General features: G+C 52.1%; 18 protein-coding genes. 15 read left to right on the top strand and 3 right to left on the bottom strand.

Going from position 1 to position 22,834, the window contains the following annotated elements; translation table 11 throughout:
• Window positions 1-3 precede the first annotated feature (3 nt).
• The 3 genes from Q4526_RS08275 to Q4526_RS08265 all read left to right on the top strand — a co-directional run bounded on the left by Q4526_RS08275 (window position 4) and on the right by Q4526_RS08265 (window position 4,534).
• Complete coding sequence (locus tag Q4526_RS08275) at window positions 4-1,167, top strand: exo-alpha-sialidase (RefSeq protein WP_215976582.1); 1,164 nt, start codon at window positions 4-6, stop codon at window positions 1,165-1,167.
• A 26-nt stretch (window positions 1,168-1,193) separates the two neighbouring features.
• Entirely contained in the window at window positions 1,194-1,943 is a 750-nt protein-coding gene (locus Q4526_RS08270; RefSeq protein ID WP_215976581.1) for a type II secretion system protein N, read from the top strand.
• A 212-nt stretch (window positions 1,944-2,155) separates the two neighbouring features.
• Window positions 2,156-4,534 carry a bifunctional diguanylate cyclase/phosphodiesterase gene (locus tag Q4526_RS08265; RefSeq protein ID WP_215976580.1) on the top strand — a complete coding sequence of 793 codons (2,379 nt, stop codon included), beginning with the start codon at window positions 2,156-2,158 and terminating at the stop codon, window positions 4,532-4,534.
• 25 nt (window positions 4,535-4,559) lie between these two features.
• On the opposite strand, the gene Q4526_RS08260 is transcribed toward Q4526_RS08265, so the two are convergent.
• Window positions 4,560-6,074, bottom strand: coding sequence for an EAL domain-containing protein (locus tag Q4526_RS08260; RefSeq protein WP_215976579.1), 1,515 nt, complete (start codon window positions 6,072-6,074; stop codon window positions 4,560-4,562).
• A gap of 132 nt (window positions 6,075-6,206) precedes the next feature.
• Window positions 6,207-6,686 (bottom strand): hypothetical protein, encoded by a 480-nt coding sequence (locus Q4526_RS08255; protein ID WP_215976578.1) that lies wholly within the window; start codon window positions 6,684-6,686, stop codon window positions 6,207-6,209.
• A 154-nt stretch (window positions 6,687-6,840) separates the two neighbouring features.
• On the opposite strand from Q4526_RS08255, the gene Q4526_RS08250 reads away from it, so the two are divergent.
• From Q4526_RS08250 to Q4526_RS08195, 12 genes are all read left to right on the top strand, one after another.
• Window positions 6,841-7,845, top strand: a complete 1,005-nt coding sequence (locus Q4526_RS08250; RefSeq protein ID WP_215976577.1) for an FAD:protein FMN transferase — start codon at window positions 6,841-6,843, stop codon at window positions 7,843-7,845.
• A gap of 175 nt (window positions 7,846-8,020) precedes the next feature.
• On the top strand, window positions 8,021-8,569 hold the full coding sequence (locus Q4526_RS08245; RefSeq protein ID WP_215976576.1) for an AraC family transcriptional regulator: 549 nt from the start codon (window positions 8,021-8,023) through the stop codon (window positions 8,567-8,569).
• Complete coding sequence (locus Q4526_RS08240; RefSeq protein ID WP_215976575.1) at window positions 8,557-10,530, top strand: hypothetical protein; 1,974 nt, start codon at window positions 8,557-8,559, stop codon at window positions 10,528-10,530. Before Q4526_RS08245 ends, Q4526_RS08240 begins: the two co-directional genes overlap by 13 nt.
• Window positions 10,527-13,517, top strand: coding sequence for a tetratricopeptide repeat protein (locus Q4526_RS08235; protein ID WP_215976574.1), 2,991 nt, complete (start codon window positions 10,527-10,529; stop codon window positions 13,515-13,517). Before Q4526_RS08240 ends, Q4526_RS08235 begins: the two co-directional genes overlap by 4 nt.
• On the top strand, window positions 13,504-14,202 hold the full coding sequence (locus tag Q4526_RS08230; protein ID WP_215976573.1) for a tetratricopeptide repeat protein: 699 nt from the start codon (window positions 13,504-13,506) through the stop codon (window positions 14,200-14,202). Before Q4526_RS08235 ends, Q4526_RS08230 begins: the two co-directional genes overlap by 14 nt.
• A complete protein-coding gene (locus Q4526_RS08225; RefSeq protein WP_303604543.1) occupies window positions 14,199-14,507 on the top strand; it encodes a hypothetical protein in 309 nt (102 codons plus the stop codon). Before Q4526_RS08230 ends, Q4526_RS08225 begins: the two co-directional genes overlap by 4 nt.
• Window positions 14,508-14,589: 82 nt before the next feature.
• Window positions 14,590-15,249, top strand: a complete 660-nt coding sequence (locus tag Q4526_RS08220) for a MotA/TolQ/ExbB proton channel family protein (RefSeq protein ID WP_215976572.1) — start codon at window positions 14,590-14,592, stop codon at window positions 15,247-15,249.
• A 13-nt stretch (window positions 15,250-15,262) separates the two neighbouring features.
• The gene (locus Q4526_RS08215) at window positions 15,263-15,850 is read left to right on the top strand and encodes a biopolymer transporter ExbD (protein ID WP_215976571.1); all 588 of its coding nucleotides are present in this window, start codon (window positions 15,263-15,265) and stop codon (window positions 15,848-15,850) included.
• A complete protein-coding gene (locus Q4526_RS08210) occupies window positions 15,847-16,362 on the top strand; it encodes a biopolymer transporter ExbD (RefSeq protein ID WP_215976570.1) in 516 nt (171 codons plus the stop codon). The genes Q4526_RS08215 and Q4526_RS08210 overlap by 4 nt, the downstream gene beginning before the upstream one ends.
• Window position 16,363: 1 nt before the next feature.
• Entirely contained in the window at window positions 16,364-17,317 is a 954-nt protein-coding gene (locus tag Q4526_RS08205) for an AgmX/PglI C-terminal domain-containing protein (protein ID WP_215976569.1), read from the top strand.
• A 1,435-nt stretch (window positions 17,318-18,752) separates the two neighbouring features.
• Complete coding sequence (locus Q4526_RS08200; protein WP_215976568.1) at window positions 18,753-20,303, top strand: polysaccharide lyase family 7 protein; 1,551 nt, start codon at window positions 18,753-18,755, stop codon at window positions 20,301-20,303.
• Window positions 20,304-20,611: 308 nt separating this feature from the next.
• On the top strand, window positions 20,612-21,484 hold the full coding sequence (locus tag Q4526_RS08195) for a PA4780 family RIO1-like protein kinase (RefSeq protein ID WP_215976567.1): 873 nt from the start codon (window positions 20,612-20,614) through the stop codon (window positions 21,482-21,484).
• A gap of 148 nt (window positions 21,485-21,632) precedes the next feature.
• On the opposite strand, the gene Q4526_RS08190 is transcribed toward Q4526_RS08195, so the two are convergent.
• Window positions 21,633-22,475 carry a GntR family transcriptional regulator gene (locus Q4526_RS08190; RefSeq protein WP_215976566.1) on the bottom strand — a complete coding sequence of 281 codons (843 nt, stop codon included), beginning with the start codon at window positions 22,473-22,475 and terminating at the stop codon, window positions 21,633-21,635.
• Between the last annotated feature and the right edge of the window lie 359 nt (window positions 22,476-22,834).

The raw sequence follows: 22,834 nt of genomic DNA, 5'->3' as shown, positions 1-22,834 counted from the left end.
CCCATGTGCCGGATGCGCCGCTTTATCGCGCTCTTATTGTGCTCGGTGGCCCTGCCGGCTGTCGGTCAGTCACCCATCAGTGCGGTGCCGGATTTACTCGATTTTAACCAGCCTGCCACACTCGGTTTAAACCTGGCACCCGGCACCGAAACCGCTCGCGTTTTTACCGCTGGCGACAATCGCTATCAGTACAGTCGCGGTGCGGTTCCGGTGGCCTTTAACGGCAAACTTTTTGTTCAGTGGCAGGCCGCCCCAGATGCCGAACAAACGGTACGGTCGCAAGTGCACTACGCCATGAGTGTGGATGGCCGCCAGTGGAGTGATGCCATTGTGCTGGCAAAATCGAGCCCCGGGGTTAACGTCAGTGCCGGCGGCTGGTGGGTATTTGGTGACACACTGGTGGCTTATATCAATATTTGGCCCCAAGGTGAGACGCCTGAAAACGGAACGGTAGAGTACCGCACCAGCCGCGATGGTATACGCTGGACGGCGGCTCAGCCAGTGCTCGACAGCAGCGGCGAGCCTCTGGCCGGGGCCATTGAGCCGGGTATAGGTGCCCTGCGCGACGGCCGCTTGCTAACGGCGCTGCACCAGCCGCCGGGCTTGGTGGCAAAACCGTATTTTACCGACGATGCCACAGGCCGGACTGGCTGGCAGGCAGGAGAGATGTTAAACGCCCCCTCGCGCGACAACTTAAGTCGCGAGTTGGAGCCCAGCTGGTTTAGCCGGGGCAATGAACAGGTTATGGTGTTTCGCGATCGGGATTCGAGCTATAGAATACTGGCCGCGGTCAGTGATGATCGGGGCGAAACCTGGAGCTTGCCGACGCTAAGCAATATTCCCGACTCACGGGCTAAAGCAAACGCCGGCAACTTAACCGCCGATAGTGCCTATATCGTTAATAACCCCAGCGGTAATCGAGCCCGTTTTCCACTGGTCGTGTTTACCAGCGCCGATGGGTACACATTTGATCGGGCTTGGCTGTTGCGCCGCGGCGCACATTCAATACCGGCGCCAAACGACCTAAGGCGCAAGCTGTACCCCGCGTACAGCGCCCCTAAAACAGAGGTGTTTGAAGGTTATTTGTATGTCACCTACACCACCGAAAACGCAAATATAGACATCACTCGAGTGCCGCTGAACGCTATTGAGAGCGGCGCAGAGTAATGTATGTTTCCACTAGAGCTTGATATATGATTCGTTGGATTGTACTCGGTTTACTTTTTTGGCTGGCCTTTGTGATTAGCCAGATTCCCGCCGCTTGGGGGGGCTACCTAATGACGCGCGACACGCCTTTAGCACTGTCGGGCATTAGCGGCACCCTGTGGCAGGGCAGCGCGGGTATGGCCTCGGTGAGTATTGATGGCAAGCACTACGCACTGGGGCAATTAAGCTGGCGGATCAAGCCCATGAGTCTGCTGGGGCTTGCCCCGTGCGCAGAGATTAAAACCGACCTTGAGCGCCAGCAGGTAGCTGGCACAGCCTGTGTGGGTATGGGCGGCTCGCTGCGCTTAACCGACACCAGTCTTAATTTGCCGGCCAGTTTAATTCAGGGCCTGCCAGAGCCGACTAAAATTACCGGCCAAATTAGCGCCCAAATTCAATCGCTGAGACTTAAGGGCCAAACCCTGAAAAACCTTGAGGGGAAACTTAGCTGGACCCAGGCCCGTTTGCACAACGGCCAAAGTTGGTTGCAGCTGGGCGCCTTTGCTGCCGATTTATCCGAGACCCAAGAAGGTGAGATCCGCGCCGATGTTTTCTCCTTAGAAGGCCCTATCGATTTGGCCGGTAATGTGGTGATGCCACTGACCGGCGGTATTCATATCGACGGGGAATTTGCCTTTACCGATACATTTGCCCGTGAGGTTCAGGCCGAGCAATGGTTACCACTGATGGCCGAGCCTTTGGATAACGGTAAACACCGGTTGCGATTGTCGCTCTAGGCGCTGGTTTATAAACACGCTCATTCCCCCAGGCTGCATTGGATATACTGGATATATAGAGTAACCTCTCAGGGCCAATGCAGATTAAGCCTGCGGGCCAGTTTGTAAGGTTGCAAGCATCAGTAAAGTCCGCTTCGCAGCCAGTACTCACCTGACAGCACCCTTATTTACTGCTTAACTTAAGTCATATTCTTTATTTAGGCTATTGGGACGTGCCCGACGTACAATCAAAGTATACCTATTCACTCAAAGTGGCCGGGCTGGTCTCAGGCTTAGTGTCGCTTATATTAATAGCCACATTCGCTATAGTGGCCGTTATTCATTTACAGGGCGCTGTAACTGGGTATCTTAGTGGGCTCGCGGTTTGGAGTCGCTATCAAGTCAACAGCGTTTATCATTTGTCACGCTATGCCGAGACCGGTGAGCCCAACGAGCTCAAGCTGGGGCGCCAGTATCTAGAAGTACCCTTGGCAGACAGACGTGCACGTCTCTCGATGGAGGCGAATGAGCCTATCCATATAATCACTGGCCACTTAATGGCCGGCCGTAACCACCCAGATGATGCCGACCGAATGATTTTATTGTTCGAATATTTTGGTCAATTGGGTAAATTACAACACGCGTTTGATGTGTGGCGGCAGGCTGATAATAGCTTGCTAAATACGGCCGCACTAGCCGATCAACTAGAGTTATTGTGGCGTGACTCCTTGCCCGATCCACAGGCTTTACAGGCCAACAAACAACAGCTGTATCTTATTAATCAAGATCTAGAACGATTATCCACAAAATTTCGCTATATGATGACCGACACCGCTCGGTGGCTAACTCATGTATTGGCCTGGTGCAGTATTGTCTTCATTTTATTATTGGTCTCTATCGCATTTTGGTTAGTGTTGCGATTAAATCGATTACTCATAGGTTCACAACATAAGTACCACGATATCTTTGAGCAAGCGGCGGTGGGTATCGTGCACCTTGGGTACGATGATGTTGTCAGAGATGCTAACCCAGCTATTTGCAATATTCTCGATTGTGAAAAATCCAGTATCACTGGCCACTGCTTTAAAGATTTTATTCACTCGGAGGATTGGTCGCTGGATGAACAATCCAAACAGCAGCTGCTCAATGGGGTTATCGATCACTATTCAGTGGAGCAGCGATTAGCAAAAAATACAGGTTATATTTGGGCACGATTAACGTATTCCAGATCCAATACTCATGACTCTGCTCGTCATTTAACACTTATTCTTGAAGATATTTCTGAATCTCGCAGGCTTTCAAACGAATTAAACTTTCAAGCCACACACGATATATTGACCGGATTATTCAATCGGCGGGCATTTGAGCGCCGATTGTTTGATTCATTAAATAGAGCCCGCAGCGAACATGTAAAACACGCTTTATGTTTTATTGATTTAGATCAGTTTAAAATCGTCAATGATACTTCCGGCCACCCCGCCGGAGATCGATTATTGCAACAAGTGACGAATTTATTTGCGAGCATCTTGCGCGAAGGCGATATGTTAGCTCGATTGGGTGGCGACGAATTCGCCATGATTCTAGAAAATTGCGCAATCGATGCCGCGGGATCAATTGCTGAAAAGCTACGCAGAGCTCTGGAAATATTTGAATTTAATTGGGAGGGGCATCGCTATGACATTACCGCCAGTATCGGCGTGGTGCCTATATCTGAAGATGATTTAGATACTGAATCTATCATGCGTGCGGCGGATATTGCCTGCTATTTAGCAAAAGAAAAAGGTAGGAATTTTGTTTATGTGGCTCGTGAAGACGATGCTCATCGGCAAGAGCGTGCCGGTGAGATGCAGTGGGTAACCAAAATAAGTAATGCCATTATTAAAAATAAGCTATTGCTGGAGGCACAATTAATTGCCCCCTTGCAACAGCAAACCAACGGCTTGGTTTACGAAATTCTTATTCGTCTGGAGGACGGTGGCAAAGTGTACTCGCCCTCTGCTTTTTTACCTGCCGCCGAGCGTTTTGGCAGTGCCCCACAAATTGATCGGTGGGTGGTTGAGAACACGTTAAAAATACTGGCTCAGAATCCCAAACACCTGACGCAATTACATAAATGCCATATCAATATTTCAGGGTTGTCACTGGACAAGCATGATTTTTATCAATTCGTATTGCAGGCTTTTGAAAAATATTCCGTAGCCCCGGAAAAAATCTGTTTTGAAGTGACTGAAACCGCGGCGGTAAACAATCTACTGGATGCGGTTCACTTTATGGAGGCGTTGGGGGATTCTGGATGCAGTTTTGCTTTGGATGATTTTGGTACGGGTTTGGCTTCGTTTAATTATTTAAAACGGCTCCCCATTGATACGCTTAAAATCGATGGTAGTTTTATTCGTGAAATCGTTAAAGATAAAACCGATTTGGCAATGGTGAAGGCGATTAATGAGGTGGGACAGACTCTGTCGATAGAAACGGTGGCTGAGTTTGTAGAGAACACAGAGGTTCGGGTTGTTCTGGAAGAAATTGGGGTTGATTATGCACAGGGTTACGGTATTCATAAGCCACAAAAATTTACCGATTTTATTGCTCAGCAGGCGTTGAAAGGTGAGTGAGTCTGCATCTGAATCGTTGAGCTCGCTATTGGTCGGTTGTCTGTTTTAATTTTTGCGCCAAGTTGGCTATAGACATTGGCTTGCCAAAATAATAACCCTGAACATACCGAATGCCCATTCTTTTTAGCTCGGTCGATTGAGCCAAATTCTCGACCCCTTCGGCGATTACCCGCAAATTGGATTTCTCGGCAATACTGACTATATTGGGGATAATTGAAGAGCGAATAGAGCCCTCTTCTACATCCATAATAAAAGTCCGGTCAATTTTTAAATAACGACAGTGTAATTGATCAATGTATTTAAGATTAGAGTAGCCTGTACCAAAATCATCTATCGAGATGTTAATACCGTATTGTTTTAACTGAGATAAATTTTTGTGCGCCTGAGTTTCTTCAAGTTCTTCGCTTTCGGTGAGCTCAATGGTTAGCTCGCCGCGCCATTGTGCTACTGACTCTAAGTCTAATAAAGTCAGTATGTTGCCGTTGGTGACGTCACGAGGCATCACATTAAATGCTATCGAAATCTCATCTTCCAGGCCGTGTTTTTTTAGGCTGGCGAGTGTTGCCTCAATGATTAAAACCGTAAAAGGCCAAGACACATCTTGCTTGGCAATTATGGGGATAAACGCGTCTGGGTACAGTGGGCCTGCTTTATCTTCAAATCGTGCCAGCACTTCGCAACTGACTATTTTTTGTGTCGTTAAATCGATAATGGGTTGCACCACCGGATAGAAATTACTATTGGCCAGGCCCCGTTGTACACGGTATTCAATCGAGTAGAGGTGGCTAATGTAGCGGCGAATATATACATAGGACAACCAGCCGCTCAAATACCCGAGCACTATAATCAGAATCGAAACCGCAGGATTGCGCGATAGATACGATAAGCTATCACTTAATATTGAGGTGCAGTAATTGTAATTGTTGCAGGTTTTAACACGAAACGGCTTAAAGTAATGGTGATCTTTTGAGCCAATATCGACAACCCCTTTTTCTCCGGCAGCATGATAATCTTGATTGTTTATACGGTATATCAACTCCCACGAATAAAATAAATCGATAAAATTTTCCAGACTGGTTGGGTCTATTACCATGGCAAAATTGTTGCGGTTGGCGATGGCGACATTATAATTTTTATTTAATACACTCCAGTCAGTATCTATCCAGATAGTAGCCCCACCTTTGGTTTGATAAGTGGACTCGGGCAGGGAAAAGGGATTCTTCAGTTTGCCCGCCATAACACTGCAAAGCACTGTGTCGCCTTGCATGTAAGCAATATCTTTAATGTGCCAGGTCAAAAAAAGCTCGGCCCGCATTGCAGATAAATGCGGTTCGCTACAGGCTGCATGAGTGTTGTTAGATAGCTTTTGCCAACTTACCTGAACATCCCGGTTCAGATGATCGAGTAATTTTATAACGGACTGTGACTGATGAACCATCTCCTTATGCATAAGGTGAGTGCTTAGGGCATAGAGGGTCAGCGTGACCGCCAGCGCAATAAGCGTACTCAGTAATAAAGAATAAGCGTGGCGTGGCTTCATGGATGGTTTACCGTGGTAAGGCGAGATTAACCCTACGCTCACCCTTGAGGTGGTTTTTGATGGCGTAGGTTGTGGGCTCGCTTATGCGTTGGCGAGTAATGCGTCCGAAAGCGTTAAACCGGTCGGGGGAGTTTAGCGAAACAGCAGTGGCCAAGAGCGCTCTTCACAATTGTCGTTACACAATTCCAGTATTAGATACGCTTCCTGCGGATACTGCTCGATTAAGGGGGTTAAATCCGTGCGTTTTAAAATGTCACCACCTTCTCGACAGCTAAAGCGGTTGCTGGAGTCGTAGTGACAGGAGAAATAGATATCTTCATCGGCGGTACAGTGGTCATCGCTCTCAACTCCACACTCTTCATCGATAACCACTAAGTCATCCTGCGAGATGCGCTCATCTTGGCTGACGTAGAGGCGGGCATCAAAATACAACGCGCCTTCGGCCTGCCATTCAATCCATACCGACTCGCCGGGATAGATATCGGTACGATCCACATAGAAGTCTTCAAATTCAATATCCAGCGGGTCGTTAATGACGTTCAGCAGCGGGTCATCATTGCCGCCGCACCCGGCCAGTATGAGTGCCAAAGCCACAATTGTTAAACAACGCATGTTCCAATCCCTTTATTTACGACCCCAGTTGTCACCTAATTTTAGCCCAAAACCAATAAAAGGCGACCTGCTTTGTGTTTTCATTATGACCCAACACAGAATAATATTAAATGTGTTACAAAACGATTTTCCCTAACCGGCCCGGAACACTGCTATGTGGTATCGCTCACGTTTCTTCATCGCCCTATTATGCGCTTTGTTAACAGCACCTGCTCAGGCGCTCTGGCTCAGCGAGCAGGCCGATATTATGGGAACTCGTATCAGCGTGACCTTGCAGCACACCGATGAGAAAACCGGCCAACAGCTTTTACAGCAAGCGCTGGACGAAATGCATCGTATTGATGCCACCTACAGCCCTTATAAGCCCAGCAGTGAACTGTCACTTATGAACGAACAAGCTGGCCAAAAGGGGGCGGCAGCGGTGACGGTGTCCTCCGAAATGTTAAAGCTGCTCGATAAATCTCTTTATTATGGCCGCTTAACTCAGGGGGCTTTTGATATTACCTTCGCCTCACTGGCGCGATACTACGATTACCGTGCGCAGCAGCAACCCAGTGCAGACCAACGCCAGGCTTTAATGTCGGCCATTGATTATCGCCATGTACTTCTTAACCGCGCCGAGAGTAGCGTGCACTATCAACACCCGGCGGTGACTGTTGATTTGGGTGGCATCGCCAAGGGATACGCGGTGGATCGGGTTATTAACTTGCTGCGGGCCGCTGGAATAGAGCACGCCAGTGTCAGCGCCGGGGGCGACAGTCGTGTACTCGGCAATCGGGACGGTCGTCCCTGGCTGGTGGGCATTAAGCAGCCGCGCGGCGACGCCGGCATTGCCATCACCCTGCCCTTAACCGACACGGCTATTTCTACCTCGGGCGATTACGAGCGCTACTATATCGATGATAACGGCGAGCGCATTCACCATATTATCAATCCCCAAACCGGCAAAAGTACCGACGAGTTGGCCAGTGTCACCGTGCTCGGCCCCGATGCCTTCGACACCGATGCGCTCTCTACCAGTATTTTTGTTCTGGGGCGCGAGCGGGGCTTGGCATTGATCGAAACTTTGCCTGAGTTCGATGCTGTGCTCATCGATCGGGCCGGTAAGGTTTACTACAGCGCAGGACTGTCTCCACCGGCCCAGGGGCTGTCGCGCTGAGCGAAAATTGCAGGTAGGTCATTTATCATCCACACAAGGGTGATAGCTTTCACATCTCGCGATGCAAAAGCCCCTCGCGCGATACGAAGCGCTGCACGATGGGCCGCAATTGATTAAACTGCCAAAGGCTTTGCCACCGTGGCCAATGCTGCCAATAAACCAACAGGATGCAACTATGACGCGCTTGCTAACGGCGACCCGATTACTGCTGGCTCTTAGCCTGTACGCGCTGGCGGCTATGGTGTGGGCCCAGGGCTCAGCCACCGAGGCTGAGGCTGAGAATTTGGCGCTAAGGGCCGAATCATTAAAACAGCAGTCGCTGCAATTGAATCGCGATTTGTTAATCCTGGAAGAAGAACTCTTGTTTCCGGCCAACAGCCAAATAGCGCTCTACCTATCGCTGGATGTCGGTCACTACTTTGCGCTGGATTCGGTTAAAGTCAAAGTGGACGATGACTTTATCAGCAGCGAACTCTACACGGACAAGCAGCTAACCACCTTGCGCCGCGGCGGTATTCAGAAGTTATATCTGGGCAATTTGCGTCAGGGCGAGCATGAAATCAGCGCGTTTTTTACCGGCACCGGCCCCAAAGGGCAAAGCTATAAACGCGCGGCCAGCCTCACGGTAGAAAAAACCACGGCCCCCCTGGTGTTGGAGCTGAAAATCGTCGACTCCGGGCAAAAACTGCAACCGGTGTTTGATATCAAGCAATGGGAGTTGTAAACCTGTTACGTCCCGCATTACTGGCACTGGCGGCTATCACCGCCAGTGCGCAGGCACAGCTACACCCAGCCGCACAAGATTTATCCTATGGTGAAAGCCTGTACCACTACTATCAGGGGGATTTGCCCCAGGCGCTAATCGCTCTCGATCTCGCCCAAAGTCGCGGCGGCATTAAGGGGCACCAACACTACCCAGAGCTTATGCGCGGTGGTATGTTGCTGGCCTACGGCATGACCGAACAGGCCCAGCAAGCATTTAATACTCACTTAAACCAAGGTGAGCCTGGGCGCCTGCGCGATACCGCTCATCTCTATTTGGCCCGTCTGCACTATCAGGCAGGGCGGCTCGATCAGGCCCAGCTCAACCTCGACGCCTTGCAGGGTTCACTCAGCCCCGGCCTGGCCGAAGAAGCCGCCAATTTGCGAATCAGCTTACTGATTGCCGGGCGCGGCGCCCCCAGCCTTAACGACGCAGAGCCCATACTCGAGCCTTTGGCCGAGCATTCGCATTTAGCGCTGCTTAACTTAGGCAACAGCGCCGCGCGTCAAAACGACCCGATCCGTGCACAAAGCTATTATCAGGCGCTTTTGGCGGCCGCCCCGCCCACGGATCCCGAGCGCGGCGACGAATACCTCGCCCTGCGCGACAAAGCCCTGACCGCGTTAGGCTACAGTTACTTGCAACAAAAAGACTTTGCCTCGGCCAAGGCGGCGTTCCGCCGGGTAAGGCTCGAGACGGCCTTTGCCAACCGCGCCCTGCTCGGCTACGGCTGGAGCGCCGCCAGTTATCACGACTATGTGCTCGCCCTAAAACCTTGGCAGGCGCTGCGCCAGCGCTCACTGCTCGACCCGGCCGTGCAGGAGTCACTGCTCGCTGTGCCCTGGGCCTATGAGCAAATGGGCTCCACCGGGGCCGCGCTAATCGCCTACGGCGAATCGGAAACACTGCTGACCGAGATGCTGGCCGATATCGACACTCACCTGGCTCAGTTAAACGCCCAGGCTCTGCTCGATTACCTGACCGGAGAGCGTCGGCCGCAAGCCTTGCACCCGAGCCAGGCGAAAAGTGGCCAAAACTGGTTGAGCCTGCCCGATTCCAGTGTGATCACCAGCCCGCTCACCTATCTCGATACTCTGCTGCGCGACGACGCTCAGCAACAGCAAGCGCAATTACTGCGCGACTTGGTGGATTTGCAGCACCGCCACCGTCAGTGGCAGCAAAAGCTCGATGTGTACCGCGAGCTGGTGCAACAAAAGCGTCTGCGCCGCGCCGAGCGGGCCGATCAATTATCCCGCTCCGGTCTGCTACAGCAAAGTGATGAATTACAAACGGTAAGCGACCGGCTGAGCGAACAGTTGCGTCAAATAGAGGTTCAGCACAACGCCATGGCACTGGCTGATACACAAACCCGCGCCTTACACGCACGCCAGCAAAGTGCCCAGCGCGCGCTTCAAGCGCTGGAGGGCAAAAAGCCGCTGCCCTATCAGGCCCAAGCCAAGCTCAATTTTTTTGCCGGGGTGTTGCAGTGGCGCGCCGCCCAGCAACTACCCGCCAACCGCTGGGAGGTGCAAAAGCGCCTTAATCAAATCAATGCGTCATTGGCCAGCAGCCTGGCGGCCAGTGAGCGCATCGAGCAGCTTCTGGCCCAAGAGCAAGACTTACAAGCCCAATTACAGCGCCTTAATCGTGCCCGTGAACGCAACCAACAGTTATTGGCGGCGCAGGCACAAGCCATTAACGAACAAGCCGCTGCCCTCAGTGCAGCTCTGCGCGGCCATCTGGGTGAACACCGCGCCCGACTCAATGATTACTTGGCGCAAACGCGCTTAAGCATCGCACGTTTAATGGACGATGCTTACCGCAACCGGCCGCCACTGAGTGCGTCGCCAGTGTCCGATATAGCGCCTGAACCTGAGTCGATGTCTGAACCCGAGCGAGTACCCGAGGAAGCGCCGCAATGATTCGCTTTCGCCGCCACCTGCCGCTGGCCGTAGTAACGGCTATTACACTGGGCGCCTGTAGTCACCAGCCTTTACATCAGGTGGGAAATACCCTAGCCGACCTGCCTGAAGCGCAACTGCCCCCCTCTGACCTCGCGGTCAGCGCGCAGGACCTGGCTCAAATCGAGGCTCAGTACCGCTCGGCACTGAGTGTGGCGACGCACCCTCAAGTGCGCCACCAAATACAGGTGCGTCTGGCCGATCTGGAAATGGCCCGCAGCGAACAAGCGCAGCAAGAGGCGCGCAGCTTGACCCAGTTTTTTGCCGAGCCAATCGCTCACTACCAGCAGTTGGTCGAGGCATACGCCACTGACCCCCAGGCATCGGTCGCCACCGCGCCCGATGCGCTCTACTACAAACTGGCCAAGGCTCTGGCACTGGAGGGGCGCGATGCCGAGGCGGCCGCCGCGCTGGATGAGCTGGCCGCGCGCTTTCCGCAGTCGGCCTATTTGCACGAAGCGCAATTTCGCCGCGCCGAGCGCGCCTTCGCCGCGGGCGATTACCAGCAGGCGCAGCAACTTTATCGTCAGGTAGCCGCCAGCCCGGCCAGCAGCTTTGCCGATAACGCGCTCTATATGCAGGGTTGGTCTGCCTACAAGCTCAGCCAGTACGACGCCGCCATGGGCAACTTTACCCAGCTACTCGATCAGGGCTTTGTCGGTGTACAACTGCCGGGGCAGGTAGGCAAAGCCTTGCGAAAGATGGGGGCCAATCAGCGCAATTTAATAGACGACACCTTGCGGGTGCTCAGCTTTACCTACGCCAACCTCGACGGCGCGCAGAGCATTGCCGAACAGCAACAGGCGATCGGCACCCGAGCTTATCAGCACTTGCTTTACCGCGAGTTGGGTAAGCTCTACGAGACCCAAGAGCGCCATCTGGACAGCGCCGACACCTACGCTCGCTTCGTCAATCACAACCCGGATGCAGATCTGGCACCGGATTTCTCGATTATGGAAATTGAGACCTACCAGCGCGGCGGTTTCCCCTCACTAGTGCTGCCCGCCAAGCGCGCGTTTGTCGATCGGTACGGGGTTTACAGCAGCTACTGGCAAGCGCGGGCGGGCCTGCCGCAAACCACAAGCGCCCTGCAGGCCAGGCAAGAGATACGCAGTAAAAAGCCGCGCAATATGAGCACCGACGCGCTGGCTAAGCTGAAGCTTTACTTGCACGAACTGGCGCGCCACCACCACGCCGAAGCTCAGCGCTTGCAGGCCGGACTGGCTGAGGGCGGCGAGCTGGCACCGAGCCGGGCCGATGTTAACCGCGCCTACCTTGAGGCGGCCGACCTGTATCAGCAATTTATTGTCACCTTCCCGGCCGACTCCCGAGCCGGAGAGATGAACTTCCTTATGGCCGAGGCCTACAGCGAAAGTGGGCGCACACTTTCAGCGCTGACCGCCTACGAAACCGTGGCCTTTACCCGGCGCGACCCTACCTACGGCAGCGATGCCGGTTACAGCAGTATTTTGTTGGCGCAACAACTGGTAGAAGCTTCGCAAACGAGCACCGGCCCAGAGGCCGACCCCTCGGTGCCCCAAGCCCAAGAGCCGGTGACGAGCGAAGTGTGGCAGTGGCAGCAGCGCAAAATAGACAACGCGCTAAAATTTGCCGAGTTATATCCCCATGACGAGCGCGCCGTGCAAGTGCTGGCCAGCACCGCACCGGAGCTGATGTTCCAGGGCGATTTAACCCGCGCCGCCGAGGTGGCGCGTCAGGTGATTACCTGGCAGCCGGTCCCAGCCGGGCCACTGCTCTACAGCGCCTGGCTGACTCTCGGCCACGCCGAGTTTGACCAAGCGTTCTACGCCGAGGCCGAAGCCGCTTACTGGCAGGCGCTGCGGCTGCACCCCGAGTGGGGCAGCCAGCCGGGCTCGCCTTCGGCCGCCGAGTTGCGCGAGCGCATCGCCGCCAGTCTTTACCAGCAGGCGCAACAGGCCCTGGCCGCCGATAATACCGATGCCGGCATTGCCTTGCTGCTGCGCATCGAGCGCGAACTGCCCAACACTGATATTGCCAGTACCGCTCTATTTGACGCCGGCCACGCCGCGCAAATGGCGGGCGACTGGCCGCTGGCCGAATCGCTGCTATCGCGCTTTGCCAACCTTTACCCCAACCACACACTGGCGACCAATATTCCCGCCAAGCTGATTGTGATTTACGAGGCCTTGCAGGCTTGGGAAAAAGCCGCCGCCCTGCTCAGCCAGCAAGCGCTTGCCAGCGCCGATAACCCCGAACGGGCGCGCCAGTCACTGCTTACCGCCGCCGAATACTACGACAAAGCGGGCAACTGGGAGCAGGCGCGCAACCACTATCGCGACTACGCCCACGCTTACCCCGAGCCTTTTAACGACCGGCTGGAAGTCGAACAGCGCTTGACGCAAATGTACGAACAAGCGGGGGATGAACTCAGCCGCAATTTCTGGCTCAACCGACTGATTACCAGTGGCCAACAAAACCCCACCGAGCGCAGCCGCTATTTAGGCGCGCAGGCAGCCACCACCTTAGCCCAGGGGCCATACCAGCGTTTTCGCTCTATTGCCCTGACACTGCCCATTAAATCCAGCTTGACGCGCAAACGCGCCGCGCTGGACGACGCCCTCGCGGCTCAGCGCCAGGTGTTGGACTTTAATGTGGCCCAATTCACCACCCGGGCCAATTTTTATATCGGTGAAATTTACACTCTGCTGGCGCGGGATTTAATGGCCTCCGAGCGGCCCAAAGAACTCAACGCTCTGGAGCTTGAGCAATACGATATTTTGCTGGAAGAACAGGCCTATCCGTTTGAAGAAAAAGCCATTGAGTTGCACGAGGCCAACGCCCAGCGCAGTTTCGACCAACTCTACGACGATTGGGTGGCCGCCAGCATCGAGTCGCTGGGCAAAATTCTGCCCGCCCGCTACGGCAAACACGAAAGTACAGTGGAGGCCCAGCGTGAACTGCGTTAAAACCCGCACGTCGTTATTCGGGCGCGGGCTAACCGCCGTTGCCATCAGCCTTTTATTGGTCGGTTGCGCCACCGCGCCCGAGCCGGAATCCACATCAGCCGAACAGTCGCCAGAGGCTTTTAACGCGGTGCTGCCCGCCGGGCCAGTCACCCAAAACCCCTACAGCCAAGGCGCGCCGCCCTCGGTAAGCCGAACCATTAGCCGCGATTTTCAGGCCGCGTTAACGGCGATGGATAAACAGCGCTGGAGTCAGGCGAGGCCCATACTGCAGGCGATTGTGGCCCAGGCGCCGGAGTTGACCGCCCCCTGGCTGAACTTGGGTATTGTCTGGACTCAGCTGGACGAGCCGGGGCAGGCCCAAGCCGCTTTTGAGCGGGCGTTGGCGGCCAACCCGCTCAATGTCGATGCCTACAATCACCTGGCCGCCCTGCAGCGGCGCCAGGGCGAATTTGCCGCTGCCGAGCAGCTCTACCAAGACGCCCTGGCGGTATGGCCACACTCGGTGGCCAGCCATAAAAATCTCGGTATTTTGTACGACTTGTACACTGGCCGCTGGCCGCGGGCGCTGCTGCACTATCAGGCGGCGCAATATATTATCGAGCAGACCCAAGGCCAGCCCGACCCAACACTGGCGGGTTGGATTATTGATTTACAGCGCCGCATCGCCGCCGGAGGCCCACTGTGACATCTAGCATCGCCCGTGCACTCCTCTTGACCCTGTCTTTAGCAGGGCTGTCGCTGATCGCGCACGCGCAGGAAGACGCACTGGAAACGACCATTACCGGTAATCAGGAGCAGCCGCAGGTGCTGTATATTGTGCCCTGGCAAACCCCCGACAGCCCCACGCTTAAGTACGATGTGGTGCAGAGTCAATCGGCCCGGGTGTACGAACATCTGGAGCGCTCGGAGCTTAAACGCGAGCTGGCCTGGCAAAAGCCGCTGGAGGCGCCAGAAAACTCGGACGGTTCACAACCCAACGCCGATGAATGAGGCATAATGCGTCGATACGACGAATACACTGGGCTCCGCCCCGCACCCATTACCACAAGGCCAGAGTTAAGGTAGACAAATTATGGATTTTTTGACGACGATCGTGCGATTTTTCCAACATGGTGGGCCTTTTATGTACCCGATTGCGCTGGTACTGGTCATTGGTTTGGTCATCGCCATCGAGCGCTATTTGGTACTGGCTAGCGCTAAGCGCGCCAATGCTCAGGCGTTTAACCGCGTGATGCCGCTTCTGAAAAAGCGCGACTATCAGGGCGTAGTCAATATGGGCCGCTCAAGTGAGGCGCCCATCGCCCGTATTGTTGCCGCCGGTGTGCAGCGTATGGGGCAAGCGGGCGGTCGCGATGATATTGAACTGGCCATGGAAGAGGGTGTACTAGAAGCCATGCCGCGGTTGGAAAAGCGCACTCCATATCTAGCCACTTTGGCTAATATAGCAACACTTTTGGGGCTTTTGGGCACCATTATTGGCCTAATCGCCGCCTTTACCGCCGTGGCTGAGGCCGACCCGGCGGAAAAAGCATCGCTGCTATCCAGCAGTATTTCGGTGGCTATGAACACCACCGCCTTCGGTTTGATTTCCGCTATTCCACTGCTTCTGTTCCACGCCATGCTGCAAACCAAAACCACGGAGCTGGTAGACTCGCTGGAAATGACCGGGGTCAAATGTCTGAATTTGCTGACCGCCTCCAGCGCCAAACCTACCGCTAAAGCCAGCGCGTAAGCCGGAGCTTTCAATGCGGTTTAGACGACGTCGGCACAACGAAGAGGCCGAGCTCAACATCACCTCCTTTATGAACCTGATGATTGTTCTGGTTCCGGTGTTGCTGTTGAGCATGGTGTTCTCGCGCATCACCGTGCTTGAACTCAACCTGCCCGACAGCGCAGCGGGCGGTGGCGAGAGCGAAGCCGAGGATATGGACTTTCTGGAAGTGGTGATTTACCCCGAATACCTGGGCATTAATCACCCGGCGGGCAATCGCGCCTATTCTATATGCCCCCACGCCGAGGGCGAGCAGGCCGGCGAGCACAATTTTACCGAGCTTACCTATGCCCTCCAGCAAATTAAAATCCGTTTGGAAGACTCTTACGGGCTGGAGAAAAACGACATAGTGTTGCTGGCCGAACCGGATACCGACTACCAAACCATCGTCAGCACCATGGACGCCGTGCGCTCATTTAAAGCGGTGGTAGCCGCCAGCGTGGTAGACGCCGCGCTGTTTCCGCAAATCTCCCTCGGAGATGCGCCAAAGTCGGACCCACTTAAAGATGCCGATCAAAGCATCTGTACAGCGGCCAGCAACAGCGCCGGAGGTGCCCCGTGAAGCAATCACTGCGCGCCAAGCGTATGGCCAAGCACCATCGTCGCAATAAAAATGTGCCCAAACTTAATTTGGTCTCGTTGATGGATATCTTCACCATTTTGGTGTTCTTTTTGTTGGTCAACTCATCCGATGTGGAAGTGTTGAGCAACGACAAATCCATTGAGTTGCCAGCCTCCATTGCCAACAACGTGCCCGATACCACCCTGATAGTAATGGTCAACGATAGCCGTATTTTGGTTAGCGGGCGGCCGGTGGTTGAGCTGGCTGATATTAGCGAGGCCAATGAAATTGAACCCCTGCTAAAAGAGCTTAGCTACCGCGCCGAGCGCCGCACCCTAACCGCGGAGCAAGAGGCGAGCGGCCTGCCTATCACCATAATGGGCGATAAAGACATTCCCTATACCCTGCTTAAACAGGTGATGAACACCTGCGCCCAGGCCGGTTACCGCGATATCTCCCTGGCCGTTAATCAACAGGCTGACAAACGCGAGCAAGCGGGGGCGACTGACTGATATGGCCGGTGGCGATTACCAATCCGTGCAATCTCCCTTTGATCGCAGTGCGACCGACGACGCGCGCTTTGGCAAGTTGGTATTGGTGGCGGTTGTGCTGTGCTCGGTGCTGGCTCTGGTGCTGTCGTTGATTACCCTGCCCGAGATTGAGCGCGAAGAAAAACAAAAATTGCCGCCACAACTGGCCCGTGTTCTGTTAGAAAAAGAAGAGATAGACCCCCCGCCGCCACTGCCCGAGCCCGAGCAAGCAGAGCCCGAACCGGAAAAACCCGAGCCCGTAGAAGAGCCAGAGCCAGTCGAACAACCCGAACCTGTGCCAGAGCCCGAGCCAACAGAAGTGGAAAAGGCTCGCGAAGTGGCTAAGGTATCCGGCGTTTTGCAGTTTCAGGATGCCCTGGCGGATATGCGCAATGAAATCGACACCGCCGAGCTAACCCGCAATGAAGTAACGCACGGTGCGGCCGAGGCGCAAGTCACCGAGCGCGATCTTATTACCAGTGGCGCCGAGTCCGACAGCGGTGGCATTAACACCGCAGCGCTTTCCACCGACACGGCCAACACCGCACTCGCAGGGCGCGAAACCACCCAAGTGGAAAGCCCCTTGGCTGGCGCCGATAGCGGCGTCGGCACCGAGACGGCAGAACCCGCGCGCCGGGCCGGTGAGCGCAGCGATGAAGAAATTCGCCAAGTGATGAGCCAGCACGCCAGTGCGCTGGACCGCTACTACCGTCGCGCCTTGCGTTCTAATCCGGCGCTGCAGGGGAAAATTGTGCTTAAACTGGTGATTAACCCCGATGGCTCTTTGGCCGATGTGGTGATTGTCAGCTCGGGGCTGAACGATCCCGAGTTGGAGGCCAAGGTGTTGGCGCGGGTTAAGTTGATTAGCTTCCCGGCGAGGGAGGATGTTGTGGTGACGAGTAAGCAGTATACGTTTAATTTTTTGCCGCAGCTTTGATTCAACTTGCCCGGGTCGCCGGGCGTTGCAAGGTACTTTCGGTCTTGGCCAAAAGTACCCAAATGCCGCGCCCCAACATCTGGCCCTTTGGGTTCCCTCATTCCAATCGATTTTAACGGGCCGTATCGACAAGCTCGTTCATGCGATGGCGATACTTGCGCAAACGTCCTGTTTGCTTACCCCCTAAAATCGATTTCCATTCGGCCTAGAGGTAAATGGGGCAAAAAGCGGCACTTCGTAGCAGGTGAAGATTTTTATATAAGTATATTGTGTCGCCTCTGCACACAGCGCACGCATTCACCCGAAAGCGTGCTCGCTTTATTTTCCCTCCCCTAAGACCAAAATCGGCTTAAACCTTAATTCATTAAATCTCTTGCGGGGCGTTCGAAATTATTTTTCAAGAAATGATTACGCCCATGCGTGATATACACTTGTTAAGTGAAAAGGAATAATATGGATAGATGATAAATCTTAATAGATACGTTGAAAAGTAAAGTTGGAATGGGAGTAATTGTTCGCTCTTATATTATTGCACACAATATTAAAGAAAAAACTTAAGAGGTAAGATGCCGACGGCAGATAAAGCTCATGATTATGAAAAAAGAAATTTTAAAAAAATACTCAATAATAAAAGATCAAGCAAGGTCATGGTTAGTTTTTTCAAGTGCCATAATATAAAGACATACGTTACAATATTGCTCAGTGTGGCGCCCTTAAAATAGCAGTAGATTAGGGTGTTATGAGTATTAAGCAATGGTTCGCACAGAAAAAATTTTGAAAGTATTTCTATTCGAGTTGGTAACTTTATTCTAGAATGCCAAAAATTTCGAATAAATCAGTCTGCCAATATAGATTTATATAAAAATATTCACTAAAAAGTGAGGTGCGGGAGTTTTCAGAGATAAGATTATTGTCTAAATATCAAGACCCTCTCTGTTTAGGTATCTCACTATAATTTAGAAGGGATAAGCTAAAAAATAATACGCTGATTATCCTCGCATGAAATCCTATAATGCTCCTAACTAGAACCCTTGGTAAAAATCAAGCTTATATTAACGCATTGTTTAAGGTGTTTACGTTTATTGCTGCATTTATTTGGGGGCGACACATAGTATTTAATATTGGTTCGTGAAGGGGTAGGTTTGAAGTGTGAGCAATCAGGATGTTCATAGATTTGAATTACATGTCAGCTAAAGGAATATTCGTTATTTCTAACTTGATTGATTTTCAAAATTTTGAGTCGATATTGAATAAATAATCGGTGCTGATTATGCGATTGTTAATCCCCGTTAGTGCTGGCCGGCCGACTGTGTCGAATATTTTAGCTTGAGAGATATATCTTTGCTCTTACCCCTGTACTTGTCGTACCCTACCAACTCCCATCGTAAACAATTACAATAATAAGATAAATATAATCAAAATGGAGTATTCCATCATGAAAATTAAACAGCTAAGCATAATTCTTCTCGCAATGTGCGCGACGACTTTGGTTGCCTGTGGCGGGGGTGGTGATTCAGACACTACCTCGGACCCAATCCCGACGCCAGCGCCGGATCCAGATCCGGACCCTACTCCAGATCCTACTCCAGACCCAACCCCAGATCCTGACCCTGCGCCGAGTGAGACGACAACGGTTCATCCGATTAGTAGCGTATCTGCCACCCATGAACAGGCGGAAAACCCTGCGACGAATGTACTTGATGGCGACAGCAGCAATGATTCGCGCTGGTCGGGTGACAGCGATGAGGGTACGGTTTATCTGGATCTAGATTTGGGTGAAGTGAAAACCGTTAACACCCTGCAGATTGAGTTTTCTAAGCCTACGGAGCGCAATACTTGCTTTAGCTTGCACACCAGTGTGGACGGCGAGAGTTGGACAACGCAGCGTGAAAACCTAGCGTCTTATGGCGCCATATATTTCTCTATACCAGAGACTGAGGCGCGCTATGTGCGCTATGAGGGTTTTGGTAATTCGGACAGTAGTTGGAACTCGATTACTGAAATCGCGGTACTGGATATTCCGCTCACCGGGGATGAAGACACCTCCGATGGTGTGCCCGGCCCCTGTGATACCGATATATCGGCCAACGAAGATAATTTTGACACCGACAGTGCCAGGCTAGAGTTAAGTAATAGCCCGCTGACCTCAGGTACGGGCGCTACCTTTAACGCTGGGCGCAGTTTGAGCACCAGTAACGAACCGGATGAAAACTACGATTTAAGCCTGTGGAAAATCACCTACCCTGATGCGTCTGAGGTTCAACCACCGGTTGCGGTCGCCGATCAGTTTTTTACCGATCCAGAAACGGGCGCCATGGTATTTCAGTGCCCGAACGAGGGTGAAACCACCAGTTCAAGCACTAAATACTCGCGCACCGAATTGCGAGAAATGCTCGATAGCTCGGCCGGTACCAAAGAGCTTGGTAACAACTGGGTAATCTCCACTGCATCAGCGGGAGATCAAGCCGAGGCAGGTGGTGTGGATGGCAATATGAAGGCGACGGTGTCGGTTGATCAGGTGTCTACCAGCACGGACGCGGGCAGTGAGTATATGGTGGGCCGGGTTATCGTCGGCCAAATTCACGCGTCGGAGGACGAGCCATTTAAAATTTACTACCGCTTATTGCCGGGGCATACTAATGGTTTTGTCTATTTCGCTTATGAAGATAGCAGCAAAGAAATCTTCTATCCGATGTTTGGCGATTCCAGCTTCACTATATACGGTTCAGACGTATCGGCCGACGAACCTGTGAATGGCATCGAGCTTGGTGAGAAATGGTCTTACGAGGTCGATGTGGAAGGCCGTGATATGACTGTTACCGTCACTAAAGAAGACGGCAGCTGGGTGTCCAGAACCGTTACCTGGTCGGGCGAGTACGACTCTGATTGGTTTTACTTTAAAGCCGGCTCCTACAACCAGAACAACGGTGGCGAGCCAGGTCAATTGGCACGCGTATCGTTTTATGACTTTGAGGTCACACATTAAAAGCGTTAGTTGATTGCAGTAAAAAAGGGGCTCGGGTAACCGAGTCCCTTTTTTACATACACTGCTGCATAAAGAATAGTTTGTGAGTTTGTAGCAGAAATCTACGTTAATAGCAGTAGGGTAAAGAGAGAGTTGTATTGGGGGCAGCTTTAACGATAGGCAGCCGCATTGCCCTAGAATTTGCGAGGTACTGCCATCGCCAGCACCCCGTGCTCTGTAACCCAAACATATATCTCCTACCAGTTGCACTTTAGGGTAACTGGCTCTATTGTGACTGACTTGTTCCCATAAGGCTTTGAAAAGGCAGAATGAAAGTTCCCAAGCGTTTACAGCCGCTGGTCGATGATGGCTTGATCAGTGAAGTTTTATCACGGTTAATGAGTGGCAAAGAGGCGGATATCTTTATTGTGCGCTGCGGCGATACGATTCGCTGTGCCAAGGTCTATAAAGACGCCGCTAAGCGCAGCTTTAAGAAGGCTGCCGAATACCAAGAGGGCCGTTCGGTACGCAGTGGCCGCCGGGCGCGGGCAATGTCTAAGCGCTCTTCCTATGGTCGCCAGCAGCAAGAGGAAGTTTGGCAGAATGCCGAGGTGTCTGCCCTCGCCCGTTTGGCCAAGGCAGGGGTGCGCGTACCGGAAACATACGGTTGTGTGGATGGCGTTCTGTTGATGGAGTTAGTTACCGATGATGAGGGCGATGTGGCGCCTCGTCTAGATGATGTGGTGCTCACCGAAGAGCAGGCTCTGGAAGACCACGAGCTGATGATGCATTACATTAAGCTGATGCTGTGTGAGGGACTGGTACATGGTGATTTATCCGAGTTTAATGTACTGCTCGATGCCTACGGCCCGGTTGTGATCGACTTGCCTCAAGCGGTAGATGCCGCTGCTAATAATAACGCTCAGGCCATGTTCACTCGCGATGTGGAAAAAATCACCGAATACTACGCCGAGTTCGCCCCTCAATTGAGTAATACCGATTACGCCCGAGAAATGTGGGCGCTGTTTGCCGAGGGCGAATTAACCCCCGAGACACCCATTACCGGTATCTACCACGTTGAAGAAGAAGACCCAGATGTAGACGCGGTACTGGAAGAAATTAAAGCCGTTATTGCTGAAAACGAAGAAGAGCAAGCCCGCATTCGCCGTGTTACCGGCGAAGACGAAGAAAGAGGCATTTAGTTCTGGTTTTGTGGGTGATGTTTAGGCGTGAAATGACTTCTGCCATACGGTTTCAGTAAAGGAACCATGCGGACTGCCTGCCGTATATACCCCGTGAAGAAGATGAGTCGAATAGGTCGTTTAGACAATATTCGAGTTATGTTCTCTATCAAAAAATGACACGTTTACTGACGAAGCGCCTGCCGTTGGCGGTGCTTGCGTTACGGCGACGCCGTTGCTCGCTAATCAGAGAGTTAAAGTCTTGCATCGTACTAATAAATAAAGGATTGTTAGAGATTATTTCGGTTTCTTCGTTTATATCTCCGATGTGCCGTATCATTGCATGCTCAGCTTTTTGTGGGTCTCTATCTAAAATGGCTTGAACAATATCTGTATGCTCATCAATGATACTGCGCTGTCGATTAATCCCCATCATGTTTTTTAAGTGTCTAACGCGGTCAATTTCAGCCTTGGCACTGTTTAGAAGAAGCCAAGCACCAGAGAAGTCTGCATAGCCAAACAATGTGCGGTGAAACTCTTCATTGGCTTCAAAGTGTGGCGAATCGGCTTTTAACTCAAATGCGTCACTGTCTTGTTCGGACAGTTGTTCTTGCTTTCTAATAATAGATTGAATTTGTATTTTTTCGGCTAAGCCGATACCTCGTTCGGCCAATCTTTTCACGCAGCCTCCCTCAAGACTGACTCGTATAAAACAAGCTTCAATATACCTCTCAAGGCTAATCGGCGTAACGTAGCTACCGCTTTTGGGTACAATTGAGACCAAACGGTCATTTTCTAAGCGTATTAATGCTTCGCGAACAGGTGTTTTACTGATCTCGACAATGGAGGCAATTTCTTTTTCCACTAACGGCATTTCCGGTGGTAAAGAGAGATTAATAATATTTGCGCGCAAGGTTTTATAAATTTGATCGACTAAGCTGCCTTCCTTTTTAATCCAGGAATTGCGAAGAACTTTTTCAATACTTTTAATTTCAAATTCAATTTTATTCATATAGTAGCTATTAATTTCAATCGCAATGGCAACGAGTAATTCCTATTTCTTAAAGCATAAAACTACATTGTGTGTACTTAAGTACACAGGGTTTGTTAATGATTATCACGAGCGCTGCATTGAAGTCCAGTTAATTAGTTAATTCAAAGTAAAAAACTTTTTCTCACCAAGGCATGCTGTTTGTTCTGCGCCAGATTCGCACTTACTGTGTCGTGTTTGCGTGCTTAAGTGAATTCAGCATTTGCAATGACTAGAACGATTTAGGTCATGCTTTATGCCATCACATACCCAAATTTCAGGACTTTACGGGTCTTAATACCGGCGTCATTAACTTTTAATGCGCCCTGTTTCAAAGCTGA

This window comes from Gilvimarinus sp. 2_MG-2023 (assembly GCF_030547685.1).
Taxonomy (GTDB): domain Bacteria; phylum Pseudomonadota; class Gammaproteobacteria; order Pseudomonadales; family Cellvibrionaceae; genus Gilvimarinus.
Note: the sequence above shows the minus strand (reverse complement) of the source record. Positions and strands in the feature narration are given on the sequence as shown.

Bases quoted from the DNA above. Each gene is read 5' to 3' on its own strand.
- Q4526_RS08215 (WP_215976571.1), top strand. From the start codon at position 15,263: ATGCGGTTTAGACGACGTCGGCACAACGAAGAGGCCGAGCTCAACATC.
- Q4526_RS08245 (WP_215976576.1), top strand. From the start codon at position 8,021: ATGACGCGCTTGCTAACGGCGACCCGATTACTGCTGGCTCTTAGCCTG.
- Q4526_RS08220 (WP_215976572.1), top strand. From the start codon at position 14,590: ATGGATTTTTTGACGACGATCGTGCGATTTTTCCAACATGGTGGGCCT.
- Q4526_RS08235 (WP_215976574.1), top strand. From the start codon at position 10,527: ATGATTCGCTTTCGCCGCCACCTGCCGCTGGCCGTAGTAACGGCTATT.
- Q4526_RS08190 (WP_215976566.1), bottom strand. From the start codon at position 22,475: ATGAATAAAATTGAATTTGAAATTAAAAGTATTGAAAAAGTTCTTCGC.
- Q4526_RS08260 (WP_215976579.1), bottom strand. From the start codon at position 6,074: ATGAAGCCACGCCACGCTTATTCTTTATTACTGAGTACGCTTATTGCG.
- Q4526_RS08200 (WP_215976568.1), top strand. From the start codon at position 18,753: ATGAAAATTAAACAGCTAAGCATAATTCTTCTCGCAATGTGCGCGACG.
- Q4526_RS08195 (WP_215976567.1), top strand. From the start codon at position 20,612: ATGAAAGTTCCCAAGCGTTTACAGCCGCTGGTCGATGATGGCTTGATC.
- Q4526_RS08250 (WP_215976577.1), top strand. From the start codon at position 6,841: ATGTGGTATCGCTCACGTTTCTTCATCGCCCTATTATGCGCTTTGTTA.
- Q4526_RS08275 (WP_215976582.1), top strand. From the start codon at position 4: ATGTGCCGGATGCGCCGCTTTATCGCGCTCTTATTGTGCTCGGTGGCC.
- Q4526_RS08270 (WP_215976581.1), top strand. From the start codon at position 1,194: ATGATTCGTTGGATTGTACTCGGTTTACTTTTTTGGCTGGCCTTTGTG.
- Q4526_RS08240 (WP_215976575.1), top strand. From the start codon at position 8,557: ATGGGAGTTGTAAACCTGTTACGTCCCGCATTACTGGCACTGGCGGCT.
- Q4526_RS08205 (WP_215976569.1), top strand. From the start codon at position 16,364: ATGGCCGGTGGCGATTACCAATCCGTGCAATCTCCCTTTGATCGCAGT.
- Q4526_RS08255 (WP_215976578.1), bottom strand. From the start codon at position 6,686: ATGCGTTGTTTAACAATTGTGGCTTTGGCACTCATACTGGCCGGGTGC.